The sequence below is a fragment of the Erythrobacter ani genome, from assembly GCF_019204025.1.
In the GTDB taxonomy this organism is placed as follows: Bacteria; Pseudomonadota; Alphaproteobacteria; order Sphingomonadales; family Sphingomonadaceae; genus Erythrobacter; species Erythrobacter ani.
The window spans coordinates 398,829-425,066 of the sequence record NZ_JAGSPB010000003.1 but is presented as its reverse complement, the minus strand read 5'-3'; the positions used below and the strand labels follow the sequence as shown (position 1 = coordinate 425,066).

At 59.9% G+C, this 26,238-nt stretch carries 24 protein-coding genes; 16 read left to right on the top strand and 8 right to left on the bottom strand.

Translation table 11 applies throughout. The annotated features are described in order from the left end of the window. Window positions 1–3 precede the first annotated feature (3 nt). Window positions 4–1,977: a ParB/RepB/Spo0J family partition protein gene (locus KCG45_RS14865; RefSeq protein ID WP_011413774.1), complete on the top strand. Its 1,974-nt coding sequence runs from the start codon at window positions 4–6 to the stop codon at window positions 1,975–1,977. 229 nt (window positions 1,978–2,206) lie between these two features. Here KCG45_RS14865 and KCG45_RS14860 read toward each other — a convergent pair whose 3' ends face one another. Genes KCG45_RS14860 through KCG45_RS14850 form a run of 4 tightly spaced genes read right to left on the bottom strand, consistent with a single transcriptional unit; the run spans window position 2,207 to window position 4,472 of the window. Beyond that, window positions 2,207–2,599, bottom strand: a complete 393-nt coding sequence (locus KCG45_RS14860; protein WP_011414916.1) for a hypothetical protein — start codon at window positions 2,597–2,599, stop codon at window positions 2,207–2,209. Then, window positions 2,596–3,927, bottom strand: coding sequence for a dihydrolipoyl dehydrogenase family protein (locus KCG45_RS14855; protein WP_218317987.1), 1,332 nt, complete (start codon window positions 3,925–3,927; stop codon window positions 2,596–2,598). The genes KCG45_RS14860 and KCG45_RS14855 overlap by 4 nt, the downstream gene beginning before the upstream one ends. Next, a complete protein-coding gene (locus tag KCG45_RS15555; RefSeq protein WP_081432306.1) occupies window positions 3,920–4,132 on the bottom strand; it encodes a GDCCVxC domain-containing (seleno)protein in 213 nt (70 codons plus the stop codon). The genes KCG45_RS14855 and KCG45_RS15555 overlap by 8 nt, the downstream gene beginning before the upstream one ends. Next, on the bottom strand, window positions 4,125–4,472 hold the full coding sequence (locus KCG45_RS14850; RefSeq protein WP_007163747.1) for a mercuric transporter MerT family protein: 348 nt from the start codon (window positions 4,470–4,472) through the stop codon (window positions 4,125–4,127). The genes KCG45_RS15555 and KCG45_RS14850 overlap by 8 nt, the downstream gene beginning before the upstream one ends. Window positions 4,473–4,547: 75 nt before the next feature. On the opposite strand from KCG45_RS14850, the gene KCG45_RS14845 reads away from it, so the two are divergent. The 6 genes from KCG45_RS14845 (at window position 4,548) to KCG45_RS14820 (ending at window position 8,705) form a co-directional block, all read left to right on the top strand. Further along, window positions 4,548–4,937 carry a MerR family transcriptional regulator gene (locus KCG45_RS14845; RefSeq protein WP_007163748.1) on the top strand — a complete coding sequence of 130 codons (390 nt, stop codon included), beginning with the start codon at window positions 4,548–4,550 and terminating at the stop codon, window positions 4,935–4,937. 221 nt (window positions 4,938–5,158) lie between these two features. Beyond that, entirely contained in the window at window positions 5,159–6,088 is a 930-nt protein-coding gene (locus tag KCG45_RS14840) for an ArdC family protein (RefSeq protein ID WP_090481500.1), read from the top strand. An 11-nt stretch (window positions 6,089–6,099) separates the two neighbouring features. After that, window positions 6,100–6,540: a hypothetical protein gene (locus KCG45_RS14835; protein ID WP_090481503.1), complete on the top strand. Its 441-nt coding sequence runs from the start codon at window positions 6,100–6,102 to the stop codon at window positions 6,538–6,540. Window positions 6,541–6,759: 219 nt separating this feature from the next. After that, the gene (locus tag KCG45_RS14830) at window positions 6,760–7,695 is read left to right on the top strand and encodes a DUF2493 domain-containing protein (RefSeq protein ID WP_090481505.1); all 936 of its coding nucleotides are present in this window, start codon (window positions 6,760–6,762) and stop codon (window positions 7,693–7,695) included. 71 nt (window positions 7,696–7,766) lie between these two features. After that, window positions 7,767–8,036, top strand: coding sequence for a hypothetical protein (locus KCG45_RS14825; RefSeq protein ID WP_090481660.1), 270 nt, complete (start codon window positions 7,767–7,769; stop codon window positions 8,034–8,036). 270 nt (window positions 8,037–8,306) lie between these two features. Then, entirely contained in the window at window positions 8,307–8,705 is a 399-nt protein-coding gene (locus KCG45_RS14820) for a single-stranded DNA-binding protein (protein WP_011413783.1), read from the top strand. Between the two features lie 66 nt (window positions 8,706–8,771). Here KCG45_RS14820 and KCG45_RS14815 read toward each other — a convergent pair whose 3' ends face one another. Continuing rightward, window positions 8,772–9,038 (bottom strand): DUF6437 family protein, encoded by a 267-nt coding sequence (locus KCG45_RS14815; RefSeq protein WP_083825588.1) that lies wholly within the window; start codon window positions 9,036–9,038, stop codon window positions 8,772–8,774. Window positions 9,039–9,381: 343 nt separating this feature from the next. On the opposite strand from KCG45_RS14815, the gene KCG45_RS14810 reads away from it, so the two are divergent. The 3 genes from KCG45_RS14810 to KCG45_RS14800 all read left to right on the top strand — a co-directional run bounded on the left by KCG45_RS14810 (window position 9,382) and on the right by KCG45_RS14800 (window position 12,570). After that, window positions 9,382–9,603 carry a hypothetical protein gene (locus tag KCG45_RS14810; protein ID WP_029140018.1) on the top strand — a complete coding sequence of 74 codons (222 nt, stop codon included), beginning with the start codon at window positions 9,382–9,384 and terminating at the stop codon, window positions 9,601–9,603. Window positions 9,604–10,081: 478 nt separating this feature from the next. Continuing rightward, on the top strand, window positions 10,082–11,371 hold the full coding sequence (locus tag KCG45_RS14805; protein WP_369410801.1) for a site-specific integrase: 1,290 nt from the start codon (window positions 10,082–10,084) through the stop codon (window positions 11,369–11,371). Beyond that, complete coding sequence (locus KCG45_RS14800) at window positions 11,368–12,570, top strand: site-specific integrase (RefSeq protein WP_218317986.1); 1,203 nt, start codon at window positions 11,368–11,370, stop codon at window positions 12,568–12,570. Before KCG45_RS14805 ends, KCG45_RS14800 begins: the two co-directional genes overlap by 4 nt. 15 nt (window positions 12,571–12,585) lie before the next feature. On the opposite strand, the gene KCG45_RS15625 is transcribed toward KCG45_RS14800, so the two are convergent. After that, window positions 12,586–14,910, bottom strand: a complete 2,325-nt coding sequence (locus KCG45_RS15625) for a Z1 domain-containing protein (RefSeq protein WP_218317985.1) — start codon at window positions 14,908–14,910, stop codon at window positions 12,586–12,588. Between the two features lie 362 nt (window positions 14,911–15,272). On the opposite strand from KCG45_RS15625, the gene KCG45_RS14790 reads away from it, so the two are divergent. From KCG45_RS14790 to mobF, 6 genes are all read left to right on the top strand, one after another. Next, complete coding sequence (locus KCG45_RS14790) at window positions 15,273–16,418, top strand: DNA cytosine methyltransferase (protein ID WP_255548252.1); 1,146 nt, start codon at window positions 15,273–15,275, stop codon at window positions 16,416–16,418. Continuing rightward, window positions 16,415–17,272: a hypothetical protein gene (locus tag KCG45_RS14785; RefSeq protein WP_218317983.1), complete on the top strand. Its 858-nt coding sequence runs from the start codon at window positions 16,415–16,417 to the stop codon at window positions 17,270–17,272. The genes KCG45_RS14790 and KCG45_RS14785 overlap by 4 nt, the downstream gene beginning before the upstream one ends. 197 nt (window positions 17,273–17,469) lie before the next feature. Then, complete coding sequence (locus KCG45_RS14780) at window positions 17,470–18,162, top strand: hypothetical protein (protein ID WP_218317982.1); 693 nt, start codon at window positions 17,470–17,472, stop codon at window positions 18,160–18,162. 480 nt (window positions 18,163–18,642) lie between these two features. Further along, window positions 18,643–18,972, top strand: coding sequence for a hypothetical protein (locus tag KCG45_RS14775; protein ID WP_029140019.1), 330 nt, complete (start codon window positions 18,643–18,645; stop codon window positions 18,970–18,972). After that, window positions 18,962–21,301: a type IV secretion system DNA-binding domain-containing protein gene (locus tag KCG45_RS14770; RefSeq protein WP_090483114.1), complete on the top strand. Its 2,340-nt coding sequence runs from the start codon at window positions 18,962–18,964 to the stop codon at window positions 21,299–21,301. The genes KCG45_RS14775 and KCG45_RS14770 overlap by 11 nt, the downstream gene beginning before the upstream one ends. A 48-nt stretch (window positions 21,302–21,349) precedes the next feature. Further along, window positions 21,350–24,262: a MobF family relaxase gene (gene mobF / locus KCG45_RS14765; RefSeq protein ID WP_010412510.1), complete on the top strand. Its 2,913-nt coding sequence runs from the start codon at window positions 21,350–21,352 to the stop codon at window positions 24,260–24,262. Between the two features lie 94 nt (window positions 24,263–24,356). On the opposite strand, the gene KCG45_RS14760 is transcribed toward mobF, so the two are convergent. Beyond that, window positions 24,357–25,571, bottom strand: a complete 1,215-nt coding sequence (locus KCG45_RS14760) for a type II toxin-antitoxin system HipA family toxin (protein WP_218317981.1) — start codon at window positions 25,569–25,571, stop codon at window positions 24,357–24,359. Next, window positions 25,568–26,191, bottom strand: coding sequence for a helix-turn-helix domain-containing protein (locus tag KCG45_RS14755; protein ID WP_090483105.1), 624 nt, complete (start codon window positions 26,189–26,191; stop codon window positions 25,568–25,570). Before KCG45_RS14755 ends, KCG45_RS14760 begins: the two co-directional genes overlap by 4 nt. Window positions 26,192–26,238: the final 47 nt, after the last annotated feature.

Genomic DNA, 26,238 nt, shown 5'->3' with positions numbered 1-26,238 from the left:
CCCATGATCCATTCGATTCCCTTGAAGAAGCTCGTCCCGAGCCCGCGCAACGTTCGCAAGTCGAGCGACGTGCTGGCCGACCTCCAGCTGCGGGCAGACATTGCTGCGCGCGGCCTGCTGCAGAACCTCGTCGTGCGCAAAGGAAAGCGCGGCAAATTCGAAGTCGAGGCCGGCGGTCGCCGTCTCGCCGCGCTGCAGGCGCTGGCCGAAGAGGGCACCTTGCCTGACACGCACGAAGTCACCTGCCTCGTGATCGAAGGCGAGGAAAGCGAAGTGCGCGAAGCCAGCCTCGCCGAGAACTTCCAGCGACTCGCGATGAACCCGGCCGACGAGGCGCAGGCCTTCGCCTCCATCATCGAAGCAGGAGCTACGACGGAAGACGTAGCGCGACGCTTCGGCCTCACCGTCCGGTTCGTCGAAGGGCGCCTGCGTTTGGCAAGTCTGGCACCCTGCGTCTTCGAAGCGCTCGCCGAAGGCACGATCACGCTCGACATGGCCAAGGCCTACGGCGCGATCTCCGACGTCGAGCGCCAGGCGCATGTCTATGCCGAGCTGCAGGATGCCTGGTACCAGATCACGCCTGACACGATCCGCCGCATGGTGCTTGATGCCACGGTGCGTGGTTCCGATCCGCGGGCCGTGCTTGTCGGACGCGATGCCTATCTCGCCGCAGGCGGCCGGATTGAGCGCGAACTGTTCGACGATGACGCCAGCGAGAGCTGGATCGATGTCGCGCTGCTCGAAGACCTCGCGCACAAGGCCATGGACGAAGCCGCAGAAAAGACCGCGCTCGAATTTGGCCTTGCCTGGGTCCGGCCGACGCTTGGCAACTACGTCAGCCACGACCTTGTTGAAGGTCTCGGTCGCTTGCCCTGCGAGCCTGCGCCAATGACCGAGCAGGAAGCGCAGGAGCTCGGTGAGCTCGAGGCCGACTACGACCGCGTCGCCGCCGTGCTCGAAGACGAAGACAGCGACGAGGACGAGGTCGCCAAGGCCGAACAGGAACTCGTCGTCATCGACCGCGCCATGCGCGCGCTCAATGACCGGCCGCCGGTCCTCGCTGACGAACTGAAATCCGAGGCTGGTGCCTTCCTAGTCCTCTCGCGCAATGGCGAGCCGACCTTGGTCCCGCAGTTCTACACCGAGACCGAAGTCATCGCTGACGAAGGCGTGATCGAGGCCATTGAAGAGAGCGGTGCGGCGAAGCCCAAGGGCAGCTCGCTGTCCCAGCGCCTGCTCGACGAACTGGCCATGCAGCGCCGCGACATCCTTGCGATCCATCTCGCCAACGATCCGGCACTGGCGCTCGACTTCATGGTCTTCACGCTTGCCGATGTCGATGGACATGACTGGCGCGCCAAGAAAGCGTCGACGCTGGTCGGCTCTGTCGCTTCCGGCCCGGTCACCGGGTTTGAGGCCAAGGATGCGCCGGCGAGCGCTGCCCTGGCCGAGTTTGCCGGGTCGCTCGATGAAAGCTGGCGTGCTGGTGAATGCGACGTGAAGCGGTTTGCGAGGTTCCGGGCGCTTTCCGATGAGGCGCGTTCGGCCTGGCTCGGCCATGTCGTCTCGCGCACTCTAGTTGCAAGCCTTGCGTGCGAAGGCGAACGTTCGGTGCCGCTGCACGAGGCGCTTGGCTCGTTACTTGAAATCGAGACCGCGCATTGGTGGCGTCCCACGGCGGCCAACTACTTCGACCGCGTGGCCAAGGCTCGCACGCTCGAAGCGCTCGATGGCGCCGGCGGTCCCGAACTCGTCAGTCGCTATGCCGCATCGAAGAAGGCCGAACTGGCGAGCGCTGCCGAGCGCATCTTCTCCGGCAACTTCATTGGCGAGCCCGAGGTCAAGGAACGGGCGCAGGCCTGGGTTCCACCTATAATGCGTTTCGCCGGTTCTGAAGAAGCCGAACTGGCGGACCACGGAGGCGACGAGGCGGCCAACGTGGAAGCAACTGACGAAATTGCCGAGCAGGCTGCCTGACCCCTCCTGACAGGTCCAGGTCACTCGGCGGGCGGTCCGTCCCAATCGGGACGGGCCGCCTTTTCCATGTCAAATTTTGGGCCGGTTGCTAACAGTCCGCTCCCAGGCGACTGCGCAGCAGAAGCAGACGGCAGTCTGCTTGATCGAGACCACCCGCTCGTGTTCGCTTTGAAAAGGTTCTTGGTGGAGAGGGTCTCGTTTCTATTTCGCTGTGAACAGAAACCTGAGCTTACGCCGGTCTTCGCCAATACTTCCCTGCTATCCGTTCGGCGATAAAGCTGCCAGCAACTACCCCAAACGTGACCCAGATGATGACGCTTGGACCGTGTTTCCCGAAATCAGCCAAGCCGAATGCCACCATGGCAAAAAGCGCAGCACCAATCAGAAATGCTGGCCCTGCGATCATGCAGTGAAGCCGACGGCAACGCAAAGCGTTTAACGAGCACGCCGCCCCCATCCATAGGAACAGCACCGCCGCGATTTCCACCCTCTCGTTCGGTTGCAGAAGTTCTGCGGTAAAGTTTAGGCCGATTAGCGCCGCAAACGGCACGCCCCAGATTAGGATACGGTGCAGACGGTTGGCGGCCAAGTCACGCTTGTTGGTGGCTTCCGCGTTGCTCATCCCAACATATACCCTGCATCGGAGGCCGCCGTCGGATAAGCGAACATGGTAGATTTGATGTCGTCCGCGTTTAGCCCATGGCGCATGGCCAAGCCGAAGATATTGACGAGCTCGTCGGCGTCAGGGCCGACCAAGTGGGCTCCAAGGATGCGTCCCGTTCCGTTCTCGACCAGCAGCTTGTGGCCGTAGATCTCTTCGTTCAGCCGCCTCGCCGAGAACCAACCAGGGTGCGAGCCAGCATGCACCGTGAAATCCAGCCCTGCCTCACGCGCCTCGCTTTCCAGCATTCCGACCCTGGCCGCCGGCGGCTCCGTGAAAAGTGCACTTGGCACCCCTCGATAGTTCGGAGTTCGACCGGTATCATCGAGTATGTTTTCTACCACGACCTTGGCATCGTTACTGGAGACTGGAGTCAGTGGCGGGCCATTTGCAGCAGCGTCACCTGCCGCGAAGACCTTGGGGTTACTTTGGCTCCGTAGCTGGGCGGTAAGTGCCAAGCGACCCGCGTCACAGGCGACGTCTCCCGCCTCCAGATCGAGCGAGCCGATCGCAGGGATTCTTCCGGCAGCGTGCACCACCAGGCTCCCTTCGATCCTGCGGTCGCCAGCATGGACGGTCAGCACGCTGCCTTTCTTCGTTACGCGGTCCACTTCAGCGTCCACAATTTCGATGCCGAGATCATCGAAACTTGGCATGAGCCAATCGACCGTGTCAGGGTCGAAGGCTTTCAGAATGCGGCCTCGTTGGAAGATTGTGACCTTTGCACCGGCGCGCGCGGCGAGGTGGGCAAATTCTGCGGCAATGTATCCGCCGCCGACGAATACGATCCGATCTGGAAGGGTTTTGAGTTCTAGGAATGCATCGCTGTGAATCAGCAATTCCTCACCTTCGATCCCAAGCGGTCGAGGCTCTGCTCCCGTTGCGATAAGAGCGTGCGAGAAACTCAGTTCCCGGTCGCCTATCACGATCCTGTCGGGGCCAGCAAAGCGTGCCGCGCCGTGAAAAGTCGCGACGCCCTTACGCTCGTAGCGAGCTTCCTGCTTTTCAGGGACGGGGTCGGTAAAGCTGCGCTTGAATGCCTGGAGGTCGGCCCAATCAATTGAAACCGAGCCCTTGATGCCCATCCCCTTCATTCGCCTGTATGCCGCGAGCGCTTCCTCTCCGCTCACCATCATCTTTTTCGGGTCGCACCCTCGAAGCGCACATGTGCCACCGTAAGGCCGATAATCGATAACCGCGCAGCGCTTCCCGGCGTTGGCCATCTGGTGGACCGCGACCTGCGCAGCAGTTCCCGATCCGATGGCGACGAAATCGAAAGCCTCAGCCATGGCAGCAATCCCCTTCCTGTATTGGGGGGCAGGGAACGGTGCCGTACGAGCAAAACACGCAGCAATCGCCTTGGAGCGGCTGAAGGCGAACGCCGCAACCCGCGCAGTTATGGAAGAACAGGCAAGCGTTGGTCGGCATTTCCATGTCCTCCTCATGACCGCATTCGGGACAGCGCAAGCGCGAGATCAGGATCGGATCAGCCATAGAGGAAGGCACCTGTCAGCAGCGCCGCACCGATGGCAATTCCTATGGCGGTCAGCGCTCGATAAGTCGATGATCCGCATGCACTGTCCGCCGGGCATGTTCGTGCCTGCCGAAACTGCCAGAGCAAACGGAGGGTCGCAGCGAGAAGAAGAGCCGACGCCAGGGTCAGCAACGGGACGCGATAGGGGGCCAGGACCGGCGAGATGCTGCCAAGCCACGCCGAGCCCACACCCACCGACGCGAGCATCAAGGGCAGTGCACAGCATGCAGCTGCCCCGAAGGCTGCAAAGATACCTCCGCCCGTCGCCAATCCGTTCCACCATGTGCTGATGCCGCGCATCGATCGTCCTTTTGCAAACCTCGATTCGCACACCTATTTACAGTCTGTAGCAACTACAGACTCAAGAGGTTGGCTTTGAAAATTGGCGAAGTGGCGAAGCGGACCGGGTGTAACATCGAGACAATCCGGTATTACGAACGGATAGGCGTTATCGATGCTCCGCCGAGAAGGGGCGCCTACCGCGACTATGGTCCTCACGACACGGAGCGCCTCCGCTTCATTCGGCGCGCGCGCGAACTCGGATTTTCCCTCGAAGAGGTGCGGGCATTGCTTGACTTAACGCCAGGTCAGGAAGTGCGTTGCGATGAGGTGCAATCGATCGCCGAACAGCACCTCGCAAACATCCGTGCGAAGCGGGCCGACCTTGAGCGTATGGAGAACGCTCTCGCTAAACTGATCGAGCAATGTGGCACCACGAGCAATGATCGGTGCCCGGTATTGGAAAGCCTCGCGGGCGAAGGCTAGCCCAGCGAATTCAAGCTACAGACCAACGGGTTTCCACCCAGCACTCAAAATTGGCGCAGCCTGCCGGATCAGAAAAGCAAGCGGTCCGCTTTCGGGCACCTTGCAATGTGCGGCCTACGACCAGAATTGGGGCGCATAACGGTCATCATTGAAGGAGAGAGGAGGCAGCTTTGCTCATCCTGAGCCGGGATATGTCCGTCCCGGCCATCAGGAGAACTCCCATGACCAAGTATCGCCGCAGTGCTTCGACTTCGCCAGCCCAGCGCATTACCGCTGCCATCATCGAAAAGCTCGAGCAAGGCACAAAGCCCTGGGTCAAGCCGTGGCGTGGCGTACCGGTTTCGCGGCCCTTACGCTCCTGCGGGACCCCCTATCGCGGGATGAACACCTTCTGGTTGTGGACGGTGGCCGATGGCTGTGGCTACGCCTCGCCCTACTGGATGACCTACCGCCAGTGCCAGCAGCTCGGCGGACAGGTCCGCAAGGGCGAAAAGTCGACCATCGCAATCTTTTACAAGAGCTACACCAAGGAGGTCGAGAGCGCCGAAGGCGAAGCTGACACCGAGAACCGGCGCGTGCTCAAGGCTTATGCCGTGTTCAATGCCGACCAGTGCGACGGCCTCCCCGACTTCTACCATCCAGAGCCACTGGTTGCCGCGCTGGAGCCCTATGGACGAGAAGATCGCCTTGATACCTTCTTTGCTCATGTCGGCGCACACCTGCGCCACCATGGCGCGCAGGCTTACTATGAGCCGTTGCGCGACCGGGTCACCATGCCGCCAGCCGAACTCTTCGAAGCCTACGACCAATACTATGCGACGCTCGCACACGAGCTTTCGCACTGGACGGGTCACTCTTCGCGGCTCGACCGCGATCTCAAGAACCGCTTCGGCAGCGACGCCTATGCCGCCGAGGAACTGATCGCCGAACTTTCCTCGGCCATTCTCGGGGCAGAACTGGGTCTTCCTGTTACCCATCTCGACCATCACGCCAGCTACATCGCGTCTTGGCTCAAGATCCTCAAATCGGACGAGCGCGCGATCTTGACCGCTGCGGCCAAGGCCGAGGAAGCGGCAAGCCTGTTGCTCGAGCTTGGGGGTCACCAATCCTGCGATAGCGAGGCCGACATCGATCTCTCTGATGCAGCCTGAGGAGCAGTGAGATGGGACGTTCCGTCAGCTATCCAACTGGCTCCGTGGTGGCCTTTCGCCTGCTTGATGAGGGCGAAGGCGGCGATGTCGACTGGGTCTACGAGTGCCTGGTCGACGAGGTCATCGATATCACGAAGGCGACCTTTCCTTCCTTTGAACGCTTCGATGGATGGCGCGGCCGCGAGGACCGCATCCTCCTGCGAAACGCCTTCGCCGATTGCGGCATATCGACCTATTGCGGGCTCGCCGCGATCTGGCTCGCCGAACGCGATGATGCCCGGTACTGGGAGGCGGATTTCTACATCCCAAGAACGGCAAGGGCACGGCACTGGCTCGCCCAGGTGTCAGGAAAGTTCATCGACCTGTTTGGTGAGCTGCGCCTGGTTGGGCGGTTCTCGAATGGTGAAGCGATCTTCGAGCGCTCCCGATCCACCTGCGACAGCGGGTCCTGATCCTGCCTCATCCCAGTCCGCCGGGAGAGGCCCTTGGGCCGGTCGTGGCGAGCCGCAACCTGCGGCCCGTCGGCCCGTGTTGCCCGCGCCAGCCTAGGGCCGCAGGTTTCCCGCTGCGCGGTGCGTCTCGCCCCTTCTCCCGGCTCTGATCGGGCTCCGGCGGACAGGGCCGAGGCAATGGTGCCTCCTCTCCTTGTCCCCGCGATCAGGAGACACCCCATGTACGACAGCTTCATCGACCAGTTGAGCGGCCTTGACCTTTCAAGCCTCAGCATCAGGCCCGCCCCATTCAATGCAACCGACTTTCCCTGCGAGGACGCGATCGACCAGACACTTGGCGCCGTATGGTCCGACCTTTTCGCGATGTTTTCCGACACTGCTTTGGAGGCTGATGCCGAGGATATTGCCTGGGGCATGGTCAATCTCTTTCACCGCGCAGCCAGCCGTAAGTCGGCTCAATTGGATCGGGCCAGCGACGAGATCCGGACTCTGCTGGCATCCGCTGATGGATCCGAAGTGCATTCGAGCAATCTGGAAGAGCAGGTCGAGCGCGCGCAGGCTGCCGAAGCCAGCATGCTGGCCTTCGAGCAAATGCGCGAGGCGACGGCAGCACTTTATCGCGACGAGACCGGTTCCTCGTGGAAGCCCGTTTCCGGCTCGCGCACGAACCATTCGCGAAATCTCACATCGGCCGTGATCGATGCCCGCGATTTCCTCCGCGCACGCGCGGAGAACCGGCGTCATGCCCTGATTCCGGAGGGCACTCCGGTAGTCTTTGCCGGTGGTCGCCAAAGCTTCGAGAGCGCCGAGGATGCGAAGCGTTATGCCGAAAATGTTTGGGCGACGCTGGACAAGGTTCGCGATGTGGTTCCTGATCTCTTCCTGGTTCATGGTGGCGACGGCAAGGGTGCCGATCGCCTGGCCGCGAGCTGGGCCGAGCGCCGCGAAGTACAGCAACTGACCTACTCACTTGATCGTCGGCTTGGTGCCCGCGCCGGATTCAAGCGCAACGAGCAGATGCTCTCGCTCAATCCGCGCTACGTTGTCGCCTTTCCGGGCAATGGCGTGACCGAACGGCTCGTCATCGATGCCAAGGCGCGCCGGATCACCGTGGTCGATCGTCGTGGCCACTTGGGCACCTCTCCCGGGTCCTGAGGGGCCCTTCATCATCTGCATGAGAATTGCCTGGATGTGCATTCGGCGCCGACCCGACTATGCATGAGGTCATGCAACTTGACGATCTGCTGCAGCGCTACTTTGCTACCACCGACCTCTCCGCGGTTGCTCCCGACACATTTGCAGCCGGCATCGAGCATTGCCGGGTCGATTTCGGCCTTGAGGAGGACCGGGGCAAGCGCTTTGCACTGTGGTCGTTCCTGCACATGTTCGGGTCCGCCCCCGACCTCGATGTGGCGTTCGAGAACGAGGAAGACCGGGAAGCTGCGCGCAACTTTATGGATCTCCTAGCGGCATCGGAAGACGATGGGGCAAGCTGATTGCATCGGGAACACGCGAGCCTTCAGACCCGCACCCGATACCCATCCGGCTTTTGTCGCGAACAGTCCTGAACCAGGCCAGCTGAGGACAGCAACCCGTTCCTTTGACGGCCGTGTTGTCGCGCTTCGCGCGCCTGCCCGCACCACCCGTCATGAACAGGTTTCCCTTGGAGCTTCGCTCCTGCGGTGCAGTCCTCCCATGCCCTGCTTCTTCTGGATGTTCGCAAGCCGGAGATGGTCTCCGGTTTGAGGAACTGAAGGACTTACACCATGACCAATATCGCAATCCTCACCGGTCGCATCGCCCGCGAGCCCGACACCCGCGAGACCAAGGGCGGCACCAACGTCACCGGGATCACCGTCGTCACCGATCGCCCAGCACGGGACAAGGACGGCAAGACATACAAGGACGAGAACGGCTACACCGCCAAGGAAAGCGAGTTCCACCGAGTGACCTGCTTCAACGGCCTTGCCAAGACCGTCGGCCAGTACTGCTCCAAGGGCCAGCTGGTCAGCGTCCAGGGCCGCATCCACTACACCCAGTGGGAGGACAAGGACGGGGTCACCCGCTACGGCACCGAAATCCTCGCCGACAAGGTCGACTTCCTCTCCCGCGGCAACGGCTCCGGCGAGAACGACGACAACAAAGATGCTCCCGAGATCGACTGAACTCTCCCGTCGATCTCCCTCCCGAAGGGGTCCTGTCCAACCGGACAGGGCCCCTTCTTGCTGTTCCTACTCTCCGGATGGCTGTTCGGTGCGAGGAGACGAGCGAGCCGGTGGAAGCAGCTTCTGCAGAGACGCCTCTTCACCGAGCTTTCCGAGCTCTCCGGCAACTCTTGCGAGCGCCTTCTTCGAGAAGGTCTCAAGCCCCGTTCCCAGGATGATGCGTCCCAGTTCTAGGGCGGCTTGAGCTTCAAGTAGCTTCTGGCGCTCGGCAAGTGCCAGCCGGTCGGCCTCGAGTTTCCGGAGTGCTGCGACAGCGCTTCGTTTGGTTGGCATCGGGGTTCCTTTCCTGCACCCCTCGGTGGTTCCTCCCTTCGATCAACATGCACCCGGGCACAGCCTGTAGGAAAGTCCAATCGCGCTGGTCGTCCCTTGCACTACGTAACGGAGCGGGGGAGGGGGCTGGCTCACCGAATTCCAAGGGTGATGGGCATGGGGCCGGCGCGTCAAGGACGGCGGGGCCCCACCATTTTGCCTCCCCTGCGCTTTGCTCCGGTCCGACAAAATCGTTGCCCCCACCGCCGCTTCGCGGTCGCCCTCGGGGCGATCCCTGACCCGCCGGCCCCATGCCCCTCCGCCTGTTTCCTGTCGTCTCAGCGACAGGTTTCAGGAGGATATCATGACTACACTCAGCACCTTGGACATGAACGCGCACAGCTATTTCGAAGCGCTTGCAGTTGCCGAAAGGCGCGCCCAGCACAGTTTCTTCGACCAGCACGTGGTGGAAGATGAAGACCTGGGCTACTTCGCCCTGGACGAGGGTGACTACAACGCACTGCCTGCGCATCTCGCCAGCCGCGTGGTGCACACGGTCCATGGAGCCATGCTGGACGAATACTGACGACCATACGAGGGCAGGAGCCGGTGACGGTTCCTGCCTTTTTTCGTGTTCGCTGGCACTGGAGCGGGACGAAAAGCGGAGCGGGGCTGGGGTCGCGCTCGGTCCCGCCCCGCCTTCGGCGGTGCTCCTGCGGGCGCGGCCTTCTTGTTCTGGGCCCCGCACGCACGCCCGAACGACAGCGGGTCGGACCGGCGCGGTGCCGCGGGAACCGACAGGCCCCGGTCCCGGGCACCGCACGCGCTCCTTTGCCGCCGCCTTTGCGGGGTGTGCGGTCCTTGTGCGTGGTATTCATTCAAACGCAGATCAGGCTCAATTACGGTCGCGAACTGGATGCTCGCGCCTCCGAGGGCTCAGTTGGAAAATGCCTTAGAGAAAGGAGCGACCATGATCACTGGATTTCGCCGCACAATGGGGAACAGAATTGGCACACCGTACGCAGTAGCACTGCTGTGTTTTGGGGAAAAGTGCAATAAAATCAGTGCGCGAAACGCTCAAGGTGCTCGGCAGAGAGGGCACTGCTGAATGCTGCCCGGTCCCCGCAAATGACGGGAATCTGGCGACATTTGAGGGCAGTTCGAGTAAGGGGGAATGCCATATGGTCCCCAAGCGGCGAAAGCCCGCACGCCGGGCACTACTCGATGGTAATTTCGCGCGTCGGAAACTGCCGCTGCGCGAACACGAATACTGCATCTGGGACACCGAGCTTGCGGGCTTCGGACTGCGTGTAAGGCCGAGCGGCAACTACTTCTGGTTCGTTCGCTTGCGCCATCGCGGCAAGCATCGCCGCATCACCCTTGGGCGAACAGATGAGCTTGAGGCGAGGCTGGCGAGGGCACAGGCCCGCCGCATCCTCGCCGAAGCCGCGCTCGATGGTTTGCCCAAGCGCGCGGTGGTGAAGGCCACCCCGACGATGACCGATTTCGTAGAGGCCTATTGGGACGATCTTTCGCGCGTCTGGAAGCCATCTACTACGAAGCGCAACTGGGCTGCATGGCGGCTCACCATCAAGCCCACATTTGGCAACACGCGCGTAGCAGACATCCTTCCGCCAGACATCCACCGCTGGCGCGATGGATGCGCGGGAGAGAGCGAGGTTAAGTACAACCGTGCCGTTCCAGTACTTTCCGCGCTGTTCAAGTATGCCGAGGCGCTCAAGATGCGTCGGCCAGGTTCGAACCCCTGCCGAGGGATGCCGCGATACAAGCGGCCGAGCATGGAGCGCTATCTGACGCCAGCCGAGTATCGCAGGATCGGAGCTGCCTTGCGCGAGGTCGAGGTCGATAAGCCTGCACAAGTTGCCATCGCTCGACTGCTGTTGTTCACCGGTGCGCGCGTGGGCGAGATTGCAAATCTCCGCTGGGGCTGGGTGAAACCGCCCCGACTGATGCTGCCTGACAGCAAGACCGGTCCCAAGGTGATTTGGCTCAACACGCAGGCGCAGGATATCCTTGCGGGGATCGAGCGGCGCGAAGACAGCGAGCTGGTGTTTCCGAATCAGACCGGCCAGCGCCCGGTCAATTTCGAGATGTGGTGGTATAGTTTCCGGCGGCGATGCGCTCTGCCTGACGTTCGTATCCACGATCTGCGCCACAGCTTCGCTTCGACCGCGATCATGGACAACGTACCACTATCGACCATCGGCAAGCTACTGGGACATAAGCTCGTCGAGACAACCGCGAAATATGCCCACCTTTCCGATGACGTGATCGGCGAAGCCGCCGAGCGGGTTTCTGGTTCTCTGGCGCAGGCGATTGGCCTCAGGCCATGACCGCCGCCAGTCTCAAGCGGATCGTCGAGGAGGCGCTTGCCGAGGTCGGGGCAAGCGTAAACTTCAAGCTCGTTCCGAAGGGAAAGGCGCGGACCACGACCTGGCTAGGTGTTGAGCACGGCTTTGGCATCCGGCATTATCCGAGCGGTCGCAACGTCTACATCGTGCAGACCCGCATGGCTGGCCGTATGCGTACGGTCACAATCGGGCCTGCATCGGTCCTTACTCGTTACCAGGCGCAGATGGTCGCGCGCCGCGTCATCGCTTACGCGCAGGTCGGTCGCGATCCAGCGACCGAACGCCAGCGCATCCGGTCCGCGCCGAGCTTCGCCGATTTCGTGACCGAGTATTGGGATCGCTGGGCGCCGCGCTGGAAAGCGTCGACGCTGGAAACGCACACCGGCTATCGCCGCCGCTATCTCGATGATGCGTTTGCTGGCGTCTACATCGACGAATTGAACGAGGGCCACGTCACGAGCTGGTTCGCAGACCTCAACAATCGGACCGGGCCCGGAGCATCGAACCGGACGTTCGAGATCCTCAAGCACATGCTCAACAAGGCGGAAGAATGGGGCTACCGGCTCGAAAATACGAATCCGTGCCGGTCGGTGAGGCCCAACCGCAAGCGCCAGTGCGAGCGCTTTCTCACGAACGAAGAACTTGCTCGCTTGGGAGCTGAACTTGCGAAGCTTCGATCATCGGACGATCGCACGAAGCAATGCGCGGGTGCGGCTATCACGCTCCTGCTGCTGACCGGTTGTCGCAAGAGCGAAATCCTCACGCTCGAATGGGGCGACATCAAGGGCAACCGGCTACACCTGCGCGACAGCAAGACCGGGCCGCGAACGGTTTGGCTTGGATCGGCAGCGCGCGAGGTGATCGCCGCGTTACCGCGCTTCGAGAGGATTCCATATCCGTTCTGGAACTACAGCTATCGCAAGCCCCTTCGATGCGTGAATGGCTTCTGGCGCAGGCTCAGAGAAGAAGCCGGACTACCCGGCGTTCGCATCCACGACTTGCGCCATACCTTCGCGAGTCACGCGGCGATGAACAAAGAGACATTGCCGATGATCGGACGCCTGCTCGGTCATGCCAACGTGCAGACCACCGCGAGGTACGCCCACCTTGACGATGCGCACCTACTTAAATCAGCACAGCAGGTGGGCATCTTACTCGAACGGCTCTTAACGCCAGAGTGAGATATACCTTAGACCTTAGGCCATTGCTTTGGCGGCAAAAACGCAAGGTTCTGCATCGGTGGGCGCCGCAAGCAGCGGCCACCAAAAGGAATGTGCTGTCCAGCCCCGTTCACGACCGCCTTTTTGTTGCAGCAAGACCAATGCAGGTTTGGTTCTCCGCTCACCGAAGATTTTCCCTCTCAGCACTGGACCGAGGATAGAACGACCCGATTTATCGCCCGACTTGGCGCGATCCAGCCCTCTGCCGGTTTCCGCGTGGACAAGAATTGTTTCGCCATTCTCCGTGTAATAATCGATGAGACTTCGCATGGCGTCCCATTCAAACTTTACGCTATCAAATTCCATCGTCTCTTGGATTGTAGCGATGATTTCATAAGCAGTGTCACGGTCGACTTCGACAAACTCACCAGTGTCTCGCCAAGCGAGGGGGATCAGAACATCGAGTTTCGATTGCAATTCGGCCATGCGCTTGCCACCGCGCGTCTGAAAATCTGACGGCAGCAACAAGGTCTTGGGCGAAACCGTCACGACATCGGACAGCAAGACCTTATTCGGAGCACATGGCCGGATCCGCCCCTTCTTATCGGTCTGAATGAAAACGACGCCTTGGTCGTGCGCGCCAGATTCGAACGCATTGCGCAGTGCATTTTCAAACTCGTTGATCGCGAATAGCCGATCGTAGACGGCGCGCGAAATATAGAGCCTGGTGACCGCGACGTCATCCAAATGACGGTTTCCGTACATCCGCGAGTGCTGCAAGACTGTGTCTGCTTGTGTGGTCTTTGGATTTCGACCGTAGTAGAATCCAATGAGGTTAGGAATCGTGATGCCTCGGTCAAGAATGTTACCGCCGACGAAAATGTTATAGGGCGTGCGCAACTTCAATTCGGCTTTTTCGTCCAGCAGGGCTGAAACTTCACCGTCTGAGTTCACTTTCTCCACCACGATGTCATCGTTTTGCAGGGCGTCAATAAACTCGTCGAATGCCTCGTCATGCGGCGGCATCGCCCCGCCATTCGCCACAACCGATGACTCAAGATCCTCATAAGCCTCATCAAAAAGAGGGCGCAAACGTGCTGGATCAGTTTCGGCTGCCTTGATGATTTCTTCGCAAATCCAGTCGATCACTTGGTTCTGCCATGTATGGGCAGCCTTTTGCGTATCGTTGTGGATGAGCATCGAATACTTCTGTTGCCGGTCCCCATTTTCGCGCTGTTGCCACTGCCGAACACCAGCGGCGACCACGAATGTTGTAATGGCGCGGCGAAGGCCTGTGGTGTTGTCGCTATCGAGGACGCGATCTTGACTGATACGCCGCAAATCCATCTTGCGGAGAGCATTTTGTTCGTGCTCGGCCACCTCGACAATCAAGTGTGAGCTGGGATCGTCGTCGTCAAAAGATCCAAAATAATGATCTCCCCCGACATAGCCACCATGGATCGGTAGCAGTTCGGTGAAGGCAGGGCGCTTGGGTTTGAAGACGTAATTCGCCTGCGAAGCCGGATCCTCATAGTTCGCTGGTTGCAAATACAATGAATACGGTGTCGCGGTGACCTGCAAGAAAGCGATACCGTCACTCAAGTCGCGAAGTTCGTCCATTTGCGACGCGATACGCCCCTGAGCGATGTCAGGATCATCCTTGTTCTTGACGAAGCGAATGCTTGCGAGGTCGGCCTCATCATCGACAATCAAGACCTTGCGCTTTTGCAGACCTGGCTGATTCTTTACAAAGTCGATCAGTCTTGCAAGATTGTGAACTTGCTTCTTCGCCACGATGACGATCTTGCGACGAAGTTCACTACGGGTAAGCTTGCCCGGCTGGTTCATAATGTCCAGCACGATCAACTCATCTTCTTCGATGAACTCGGCAAAGTCGGCATTAAGGCGCGATACGGTTTGCGCAGAAAGTGTCTTGGTGCCCTTAGTCAATACAAGTGCGATGTCGAAGTCGTGGTCGAATGCGCCTGCGATCACACCTACGAATGCACGTGTCTTACCAGATTGAATCTTTCCGAGAAGCATGCCGGGAAGGCTGTCGGAGGTCATCGAACTGTTTAGCTGATCGACAACACGTTCAATGCACTCGGCGAGTTCGTCGCTGTCGTTGCGGAAGCTCTTCAAGCGAGCGTAGAACTGCGGACCCTTTTGCAAGTCGTCCAACTTTCGATTGTTGCGCCGGAGCCAGACGCGGATTTGTGCGCGCCGGAAGACGGGACCTGAGGCCAACTCCTTGAGGGGGCGTGGGAAATCTGGCGCGCGTGAACGCCAGTTAACTACCGCCTGACGAGAAACACCTGCCATCTCGGCGATCTCGTTAATGCCAACAATATCATGCTCCACAGGTCGAATCCTTCTGTTTACGTTGTACACATTTGTGTACGGCGTACACAGACCAATGTCAACAAAGCGGTGCCGCTTGGCGTGTCTTGTGCCAGAAATTGCTGCATGTTCCTAAATTGTTCTTGATTTTGGCGCCAAAAGGGCGCCTAGTCGGGTGATGGAGACCGCTATGACAAGAGCTGAGCCAAAGAGAGGCGAACGTATCCGTCAAAACATCCGGCTGGACAAAAACTTGTGGGATAGGATCGATCAGGCGCGAGATGAACGACCGGGCAGTATCTCACGCAATACGTGGATAACTGAAGCGGTCCTTGAGAAACTGGAGCGCGATGTCGCTAATGCTCGTGCCGGGAGAGTCGCCAATGCCTAACTTTTACGAATTTTTTGCGGGTGGAGGCATGGCGCGGGCCGGTCTTGGCAGCCGCTGGGAATGTCTGTTCGCAAACGACTTCGACCGTAAGAAGGGCGAAATTTATGAAGCCAACTGGGGTGTAGGGGCGCTTACGGTCGGTGATGTGAAAAAGGTCGAAGCGAAAGACCTCCCTGGCCAAGCGGACTTGGTCTGGGGCTCTTTCCCGTGTCAGGATTTATCGCTGGCTGGCGGTGGGGCTGGCCTTAAAGGCGAACGCTCGGGCACATTCTGGCCGTTCTGGCGCTTGATGCAATCGCTAATGCGTGAAGACCGCGCGCCATCAATCATCGTGCTTGAGAACGTCTGTGGTGCGCTTACTTCGCACCAGGGCAAGGACTTCGCTGCCATTTGCGCGGCCTTCGCGCGTGAGAACTATCGCTGTGGGGCGATGGTAATAGACGCGGCGAATTTCGTGCCGCAATCACGGCCAAGGCTTTTCATAATTGGTATTCGCGATGATGTGATCCTGCCCGACGGCGTGATCGCAAGCGGGCCCACGAGCGGTTGGCACACGCAAGGCTTGCGCAATGCGTATGCAAAGCTTTCGCCGGTAGCGAAGAGCAGCTGGCTGTGGTGGACGATGCCGACCCCGCCAGTGAGGAATTCTCGCTTCGCCGATCTGATCGAAGACAATCCGAAAAGCGTAAGCTGGCATACCGCAGCAGAGACCAAGCAGCTTATTGCAATGATGAGCGAAGTGAACCTTGAGAAGGTCAAAGCTGCCAAAAAAGTCGGTCGTCGAATGGTGGGCGCAATCTACAAACGCACCCGTCACGACGAAACCGGCGCAAAGGTCCAAAGGGCCGAGATCCGTTTCGACGAAGTGGCCGGCTGTTTGCGAACTCCTGCAGGTGGTTCGAGCCGGCAACTCATCATGGTAGTCGATGGTGACAAGGTAAAATCGCGTCTCATTTCAACGCGTGAAACTGCTCGCCTAATGGGCTTGCCTGACGACTACATACTTCCTTCACGTTACAATGAAGCTTACCATTTGACGGGCGATGGCGTTGTGGCACCGGTGGTCAGATATTTGGCAGCACACATATTCGAGCCTGTTCTGAGGGCGCAGCCAAGAGACATGAAGGAGGCTGCGTGAGTGTAATTCCATGCTGTCAGAACGCGGAGCTTCGCAAGAAGATCGAGGCGTTCGCGGAGACACTAAAAACCGAAGCGCATAAGCTCGGTGATCACGGACTGGATGATCAGGAGTTCTATAACAGCGGCTTGTTTCGCGGGGCGATCGAACGCGTTCGAGGTCAGTTTTCCGCTACGATGCGTGACAAGCGCGAGTTCGTAAAGCACGTCCTGAATTATATGCAAGATGGCGGCTTTATCGTCGACTGGGAGTCTGCGGGGGAGGCCAACCGTCATGACTATGCCGTCAAGCTCAATAGCGGCAAGACTGCGGTGATCGAACTCAAAGGCTGTCTGGATGGCAATAACACCAACATATTCGAGCGCCCGCCCCATGCCCAAGAATTCATTATCTGGAGCGTCTGCACAAATCCTGGTGCCGATCCACGCCATAACGCTTGGTCGGGCATCCATACCCGCCTGAGTGCCGAAATCATTTATCGGGAACAACGGGTAGACGGTGTTGTCGTTTGGGATATGGTCTGCGGCACTCTGGGTCGCCCGTGCCCGAAACTTGAGAACCAGCCTGAACGAACGACAGAAGTTGGCCCATTCTCGCTCCCGCCCGCATGCATCTATGTGATGCCCGCGACCACCCCTAGCCCGAGAAATAACTCACACCCACCAGCGCAGAAGCTGGACGATGTTGAGCTGCTCAATGCCTTCCATAAATGTTTCGGAGGCGATGATGCCGAAGTGAGCTACGTTGACTTCAAAGTAGCTCATCAAGGTTCCGAAACCGTCAGGACTACGACGATAACGCGCGATGGCGCAATCGCACAACAATCAGGACCAACCGCGATTAGACGCTCATAGGAGATGGACCAAGCCGATCCCGTCCGCAGCCGAATAATCCGTGCGGTGAAGGTGAACGGCACCTCGCATGAGGCGCTCGCTCACAAGAGGCACTGAAGGACCTTGGTTGGTCCGTGGCGATTGTTTGGGAGTGCGAACTGGGGAATGCTGATATCAACGCGGACACATCTCGTCTCGTTCCTCGAAGATGGTGATTGATGCGTAAAATCCAAAACCTGGGAGACAACCGCAACAAGGGAAGTTGCGTGCACTGCGGAGGCCCCAACGAGACTCGCGATCACGCTCCTTCCGTCGTCTTTCTGGACGAACCGCTGCCCCCTGATTTGCCAGCCAGTCCTTCTTGCGCGGCTTGTAACCAGGGTTTCTCGAATGATGAAGCCTACGTCGCCTGCCTGCTGGAATGCGTTATGGTAGGGGATGCTAACCCTGCGTTAGTGCAAAGGGAGAAAATCGCTGCATTGATGCGCGGCAGACCCAAATTGACAGCCGAAATAGCCGCGTTGAAGCGGTATGAAGATGAATGCGTCGTCTTCTCATTTGACCAAAAACGAATTGAAAATGTGGTGCTGAAGCTGGCTCGCTGCCATGTTGCATATGAGATGAATGAACCTCGGATCGACAAGCCGGATGGTATATGGTTTCAGCCATTTTCCCTCATGGCTCCAGAGGCATTAGATGCTTTCGAGAACGATCAAAATGATGTGGCGGTTTGGCCCGAAGTGGGCAGCCGCGGGATGCATCGCCTCCTAATTGCCGAAGACAATGCCTTCAGCGAAGGCTGGCTGGATATTCAACCTGGTCGCTACCGTTTTAAGGTCACGGTGGAATCAGGGTTGCGGGTCAGGATGGTGCTTCGAGAATACCTCGCTTGCGAAGTTCATTGGAATTGAAGCGCGGCGTCTTTGGCTTCAGGACTGGTGTTGGCTATTTGGTCCCCGTTCTGGAACATTGAATGAACCTTGGGGCCGATTGTGGACGCGCATTTTTGAGGAAACATGGCGCTCGTTTGTCGCGCGCCGCCGCCTATCCAACTTGAAATCCAACAATTTTCTGCGGGATTCTTTCGGGCAAATTTCCTGGTCAATGACGTGCACTTGAGAATGGGCTTGACCCAGCACACCGTACGCAGCGGGTGCTGCAATGGAAGGCGCGGAATTGCTTCACGAATTCACGAAAATGCGCTGATACCATCTTCTGTGCCGGATGCGGTCCACTTGCTTTCTCGTCCGTGCCGAGTCGGCACAGATCCGTTTAATCTGCTGAAAAGCGATGTGAATTTTCCGTTTTCCTACACCCCATGCTGCGGCCTAGAGTGGCACTTGCCTTTCGAAGGGTGAGCCAGGTTCTTTGAACACAAGGAACTTGGAAAAATGCAAAGACACCACCGGTTCGTGACCTATGTCACGCCCCTGATCGCCGAATGGATCAGGAAACAAGCAGAAGAGCGCAGGGTCAGCGCGAGTATCGTTGTTTGCGATTGCATCTTCGATGCCTGGCAGCGCGCAACCGAAGCTGATCTGAGGACCCCGGCGACCGATCCAGTGCGCCAGAACATCTTCATCACGGTCGCATTGGATGCGCTGCTTACGCATCATCCCGACAGCACACTGCGCGACAGAACGGTCGCAGCCTACCAGCGCCGGCTGGAGCGCCTCGGTATCGTTGCACCCCGACCCATGGGAGGCGATGATGAAGCATAATCTCGTCAACTTCACCCGTGGCAGCCAGCTCCTCGGGCATTTCGGCTTCATGTTTGCCGCAGGCCTCAAGGGGCCCCTGATCGTGACCCTCCTGGTCGTTCTCGGCCTCGTCTATTGGGACGTAAGCGGGGCGCTAGACGAGTACCATGTCTACCTCCTGTGGATGCATGCCTATGCCTCTGGCTATGCCTTCATGGAGTTCGATCCAGACAAGCTTGTGAACCTCAAGCTGGCCGATGGGAGCCTCGTCGCATTTCCCATTTCCGTGGTGACCGATTACCCGCCGATGCGCGAAGCGGTCGCGCTTTTCCAGAGCGCGGTCATCAGCGCCTTGTGGCTTGCAGGGTTCATTCTTGCGCCGCTCTTCGCGCTCTTCTGGTGGGTTGCCGAACGCTTCGGCGAGAAGTCCAAACAAAAGAAGCATGTACGCGGGGCGGAGCTTGCTACCTTGCGCGACCTTAGCCGCGAGATCGCTGCACACAACCGCGATGCCCGTGCCCGCGAGTATGGCGATGCGTTGGGCTGGCGCTGGCGTCTGGCCGGGTCGGCTTCGCTGCGGGATGCGGGCTTCTATTCTCCCGCGCATCTGGCCGGGGTCAGCTGGCCCTGGCGGCTTGAGCAGAGTCACGCGATGCTTGTTGGCACAACCGGGACAGGCAAGACCGTCGTCCTAACCGAGCTTACCAGGGAGATCCGTGAACGGGGCGAACGTGCGGTCATTTTCGATCTTACTGGGGCCTTTGTCGAAACCTTCTACGATCCCAAACGCGACATCATTCTCAACCCGCTCGACGCGCGTTGCCCCGCCTGGAGCGTGTTCAACGATTGCTCCACGCGTGCCGAATTCCATGCCGCAGCGGAGTCCCTCGTCCCGCACGATGGGGGCGGCGCCGAACAGTTCTGGGTGCTCGCCGCGCGCACGCTGTTCGTCGAGACCTGTCTCAAGCTCGCCGAAGCAGGGCGGGGCACCAACGCCGCGCTCGCCCACGAACTCATGAACGCCGATCTCTCCGATCTGCACCGTCTCGTCGAAGATACCATGGCCGGTCCCATCAGCACGCCGAGCGCGGCGCGCATGGCGGAATCGGTGCGTGCAGTGTTCAATGTCAACGCCAAGGCGCTCCAGATGCTGCCCGAAGACGGGACGCCCTTTTCGGTCCGCGAGTGGGTCAACGGGGCAGGTGAACCGCGCTCTATCCTGTTTCTGTCCGCGCGCTACATCGACATGAGCGTGCTCTCGCAGCTGCTCACCCTGTGGCTCGACACCGCGATCATTACGCTGATGGCGGGCCAGCGCTCGCGGGACATCAGGCTCTGGTTCCTGATCGACGAACTTGGCGCGCTGCATCGCCTGCCTTCGCTCGAGAAGGGCCTCCAGACCGCGCGCAATTTCGGGGGCGCGATCGTCACCGGGATCCATGCCTTTGCCAAGCTCAAGGATGTCTACGGCGAGAACATGGCCATGACCCTGTCCTCGCTTGCCCGAACCAAGCTGATCCTCGGCACAGCAGACCGCGAGACCGCCACCTGGTGTTCCGATATTATCGGCCACCGCGAGGTTCGCGAGATGGAGGAAGGATACAGCTACGGCTACAACAATGCGCGCGATGCGGTCAGCCTGACGCCCCGGCGCCAGGTCGTCCCACTGCTGCTTCCCGACGAGCTGATGAAGCTCAAGAACCTACATGGTTTCATCAAGTTTCCCGAAGGATTTCCGGCGGCACCCGTGGTCCTCGAACCGCGCAACTGGCCTCGGGTGGCCGAAGGCTTCATTCCCCGGGATATGCCTAAGCTACCACCACAGGCCCGCCACGGTGATGACAAAGAAGGAGCAGGTGGCGGTGCCGGAGCAGCCTCTGAAACAGGCGACAATGATGGTGATCCTCGACGGTTGAGGGTCGCGCACGATCGCTCCGACAGCGCTGAAAAGAAAGCCGACCAGGAAGACAAAAAGGAACTGCGCCGGACCCGTCGCAGCAACAAGGGCGATCAGGCTCGACCGGACCAGACAAGGAAGCGTCGCGATCCGAATGCGCAAGAGGAAAGGGGGACATCAGACCCTCAGCGGCCGGCTCAATCCGACCTTCCTCTGTCTTCGAAAGCCGAGGAGCAACGCGGCAAGGAGCAACGGGATGCACCTTCAGCGAGGTCTGACATTCCCGATCCCGCATCGCATCAGCGGGCGCAGGATGCGCGCGGCAAGGCTGACCAGAGGCTCCAGGAAGAGCAGCAGAAGTCGCTGCTTGGCGGTGCAGCGAAGCAGGGTCGCGATGCCGATCAGGGGCAGGACCATGGTCACGATTACGGGGACTTTGATCCGGACATGTGACGCCCAACAGGGGAGGGGACGAGGGCCAAGAGAAAGTGATCCCAGCACATGCTTTCCGTCGCCAATGTCCGCTCGCCTTCGGCCGCGGCGAGCTACTTCGCCTCGGACAATTACTACGCGAGCGCCGATGCCGACCGTTCGGGGCAGTGGGTGGGCGAGGGTGCAAAGCGCCTTGGTCTCAATGGCAAGGTCGAGGCCCAAACGTTCGACGCGTTGCTGAGAGGCGAGCTGCCCGACGGCAGCAGCGTCGGCAATCCCGGGCAGGCACACCGCCCGGGTACAGACCTCACTTTCTCCGTTCCCAAGAGCTGGTCGCTGCTGGCGCTCGTCGGGAAGGATGAGCGGATCATTGCCGCCTACCGCGAAGCCGTCCTCGAAGCGCTGCACTGGGCTGAGAAGAATGCGGCCGAGACCCGGATGGTCGAGAAAGGCAAAACCGTCACACAGGCCACCGGGAACCTCGCGATCGGCCTGTTCCAGCACGACACCAACCGTAACCAGGAGCCGAACCTCCATTTCCATGCGGTCATCGCCAATGTCACGCAAGGCAAGGACGGCAAGTGGCGAACGCTCAAGAATGATCGGCTCTGGCAGCTCAACACCACGCTCAATTCTATCGCAATGGCGCGCTTTCGCGTCGCGGTCGAGAAGCTTGGCTATGAGCCGGGACCGACCCTCAAGCACGGCAATTTCGAAGCGCGCGGTATCACCCGCGAACAGGTCATGGCGTTCTCGAGCCGCCGCCAGGAAGTGCTCGATGCACGGCGCGGTTCTGGTCTTGAAGCGGGCCGCATTGCCGCGCTCGATACGCGCGCGAGCAAGGACGGGATCGAGGACCGCGAGGCCCTCGGCATGCAATGGAGCGACACCGCGAAATCGATCGGGCTGGACCTCGCGCCCTTGGTCGAGCGGGCGCAGACCCGCTCACTGAAACAGTCGATCGAAACTGGCAGGTTCGGCTCGCTTGTCGAGCGCGGGCGCGCATGGCTGGGACGCTTCGTCGCGCATGTCAGGGGCGATCCGGCTGATCCGCTTGTGCCCAAGTCGGTCCTCAGACAGGACCGTGAAACGATCGCAGCGGCACAGGCCGTCGCTTCGGCGGTGCGTCATCTTTCGCAGCGCGAGGCTGCCTTCGAGCGCACCGCGCTCTACAAGGCTGCGCTCGATTTCGGGTTGCCAGCGACGATTGCTGATATCGAGAAACGGACCCGCGCCTTGGTGCGCTCTGGCGATCTCATAGCAGGGATGGGAGAGCACAAGGACTGGCTCGCCTCGCGTGACGAGGTGCTGACCGAGCAGCGGATCGTGTCCGAGGTTGCCGCCGGCAAGGGTGCGAGCTCATCTGCAGTTGAGCCGGAAAGCGCGACTGATCGTGTCCAGGCCGCTGCAATGACAGGGCAGGGGTTCCGTCTCAACGAGGGTCAGCTCGGGGCGGCGAAGCTGATCCTGACGTCCGAGGATCGAACGATCGCGGTCCAGGGAATTGCCGGTGCCGGCAAGAGCAGTGTTCTGAAGCCAGTCGCTGAGGTGCTGCGCGACGAGGGCCACTCGGTCATTGGCCTCGCAATCCAAAACACTCTCGTCCAGATGCTCGAACGCGACACCGGTATCGGCTCGCAGACGCTGGCCCGCTTTCTTGGTGGCTGGAAAAAGCTGCTCGACGATCCCGGCAACGCGGCGCTTCGCGCGGAGGCAAAGGCGGCACTGAAAGACCATGTGCTGGTGCTCGACGAAGCATCGATGGTCTCAAACGAGGACAAGGAAAAGCTCGTCCGTCTCGCCAATCTGGCTGACGTTCACCGCCTGGTCCTGATGGGGGACCGCAAGCAGCTCGGCGCAGTCGATGCGGGCAAACCCTTCGCGCTCCTGCAGCGGACAGGCATGGCGCGCGCTGAAATGGCGACCAACCTGCGCGCGCGCGACCCTGTCGTTCGCGAGGCGCAGGCGGCAGCGCAGGCGGGCGATGTGCGCACGGCGCTGCGTCACCTGCAGCCGCACACACTCGAGGCCAGGGGCGATGGCGCGCTGGTCGCGGCTAACACCTGGTTGGCGCTCGACAAGGACACCCGCTCGCGCACCTCGATCTACGCTTCGGGCCGCGCCATCCGCTCTGCGGTCAATGCTGCCGTCCAGCAGGGACTTCTCGCCAATGGCGAGATCGGACCGGGCAAGGCCGAGCTTGGAGTGCTGGATCGCGTCAACACGACCCGCGAAGAACTGCGACATCTGTCAGCCTACCAGCCTGGCCGGGTGCTCGAGGTCTCGAGAAAGCAACAGGCCCTGGGACTGTCAGCGGGCGAGTATCGTGTCCTGGGACAGGACCGGAAGGGCAGGCAGGTCGAAGTTGCGGACAAGCGCGGCAAGCGGTTCCGGTTCGACCCGGCACGGATCAGGGCAGGGAAGGGCGACCAGAATCTGACTTTGCATGAGCCGAGGAAGCTCGAGATCCATGAAGGCGACCGGATCCGATGGACCCGCAACGATCATCGCCGCGGCCTGTTCAATGCCGACCAGGCCAGGGTGGTTGCCGTTGTCGGCGGGAAGGTCACTTTCGAAACTTCCAAGGGAGACCAGGTCGAGCTCAAAAAGGACGATCCGATGCTGAAGCGGATCGATCTTGCCTATGCGCTCAACGCCCACATGGCGCAGGGTCTGACATCCGATCGCGGCATAGCCGTCATGGACAGCCGCGAGCGCAACCTGTCGAACCAGAAGACGTTCCTGGTGACGATCACGAGGCTGCGCGATCACCTGACACTGGTCGTCGATAGTTCGGACAGGCTCGGAGCAGCCGTGGCACGCAACAAAGGAGAGAAGGCCTCGGCCCTCGAGGTCACCGCACAGGTGGCCCCGACAGAAAAGAAAAACGGCGAACTTGATCAGCTGAAACCGGAAGAGGCCAACAAGGCCGAAAAGGAAATCGCCCGAAGCAAGAGCAAGACACTGGATTTCGGGATTTGAAAGGCCGCCTTGCGCAGCAAATTTCAGACGCGTTGGGTCCGGCAGTACTTTAGGGTCGTGCCCGCGCGCGAACGGCCGGATTTCGGAACTACTCTCAGATCGCAAGAGTCTTGCGATGCCTCTCAATCGCGCTTCGCACATCGTCGGGGAAGGGCAGGTGTCCGCTTTCGCTGCTCCAGGCGTCATCGAACCGTGCAACGACATCCTTCGCTGTCGCGGTGATCAGCCTTGCAGGCAGCCTTGCCTTGTCGGCGATCGCCTCGAGTACATCATAGGTGTAGGACGCCCACTCGCGCGAGCCATCAAATTTGAGCGCAGCATCGTCGCCTGGGATATAGGCGAGCGTCGAAAGCAAGTCATAGGCAGGTGCCAGCAGCGCGTTGCGCCGGTCCGGATAAATCAACGACCAGTTCTTGAGGTGCATGTCGCCATTACCGATCAGCACCGAGTAGGTGAGCCGGCGGACGAATTCGACCACGCTTTGCTCATCGGTCTCGATCGCCAGCACATTGAGGATCTGGCGGTAGCTCGCATTCTCGTATTTATCGTCTGCAAAGACACCGAACACTTGGGCGAAGTCTTCGGTGTGCACTGGTCCTTCTTCCCCCCGGTCAAAGCGCCGGATGGCAAAAGCGGACTCTCCGTAACGGGTGATACCTTCGGGTATGCCATCGATCTGATCGAGGGACAAAAGGTCGATTTCAGGTACGTCGATCCCGATCTTTGCCGCCAGTTTCATCGCTGCGAATTCAGCCTCGGGCACGTCCGGATGTCTCGCAGAGGGCAGCTTGACGATCCAGTCGCCGCCGCTGCCTGTGACTGGGATCGTCAGTCCGCCATTCTTGCCCTGGGCTTTGATCGCCGAGAATTTGAGTTGCACGCCGGCAAGCGAGAAGCGCAGCGCGCGCTCTGCCTGCTTCCCCGCCGCTTCTTCATCTAGCTCGTCGGCCTCCGTTTCCTCGGCATCGACGGCGACGGCGCGCACTGCGCCGGGAAGATCGTGCCCGAGCTGTGCGAGAAGGTGGTACTCGCGCATGGCTTTCACGCCCGCGCGGCGGGCCAGGTAGTCGCGAAGCGTGCCTTCGGGAAGGAGGTTGGAGAAGAACGGCTCAATCTTCGTTCGATAGCTGCGTGTCTCGGCAATGATTTCGCCGTTCGCGTCCTTGTAGGCCAGCGACAGCGTTGGCCGATCCTGGTCGGCAAGGTAGACTTCGTCGAATGTGAAGATGCTCGCATCTCCATCGAGGCGCGCAATGGTTCCAACGCGCGTCTTACCCAGAAAGATATCGAGAGCAGCTGCGTCGATCATGTGGCGTCGTCCCCAAGGCGGTAAGCAGGCCGTCTTGAGGCACTGTCTTGACCGATTGCTTGAACCTGCGAGTTTCTGACGTGTTGGAGGGCACGCGTGGATGCTGCGATCTGTTGGGTGAGTTTCTTCCTTCCCTCTTGCTGCTCAAGCGCCCAGCCGAGATCCTGGAGATGCTTTTTCAGATGAGCGACGGGCTGCAAGGCCTGCTCGATGGCTTTGAGCGTTTCGGGAGTGAAATTAACGGCCTGGATATCCTTAAGTGCGCTTTGAAGCTCGGTCACTTCGGTGACGCTCGGATAGCTCTCCCGTACTCGCTCGGCGAACCGGTTGGTTTCGGCAATCGTTGCGAGCACTCGACTTGCCTCGCTTCTTTCGCGCTGTGAGCGAACTACGCCTTCGATCGCCGGTACGGTCCTTCGAGGCACTAGCTTCAGTTCGAGGTCGAGCGCGCGCGCTATTTCGACGAGGCTGGAAATCTGTAGGTCTACACTCCCGCCTTCGATTTTGGAGATATGGCTTTGAGGCAAGCCTACCCGTTCACCCAGCTGTTTCTGGGTAAAGCCTTTTGCTATCCGTGCCGCTTTGATGCTTGCGGCGATGTCCTCGATTGTCGTGCTCATAAATATGTTTCTACATATGCTGGCCTACGTCTATATGTTTTAGCATA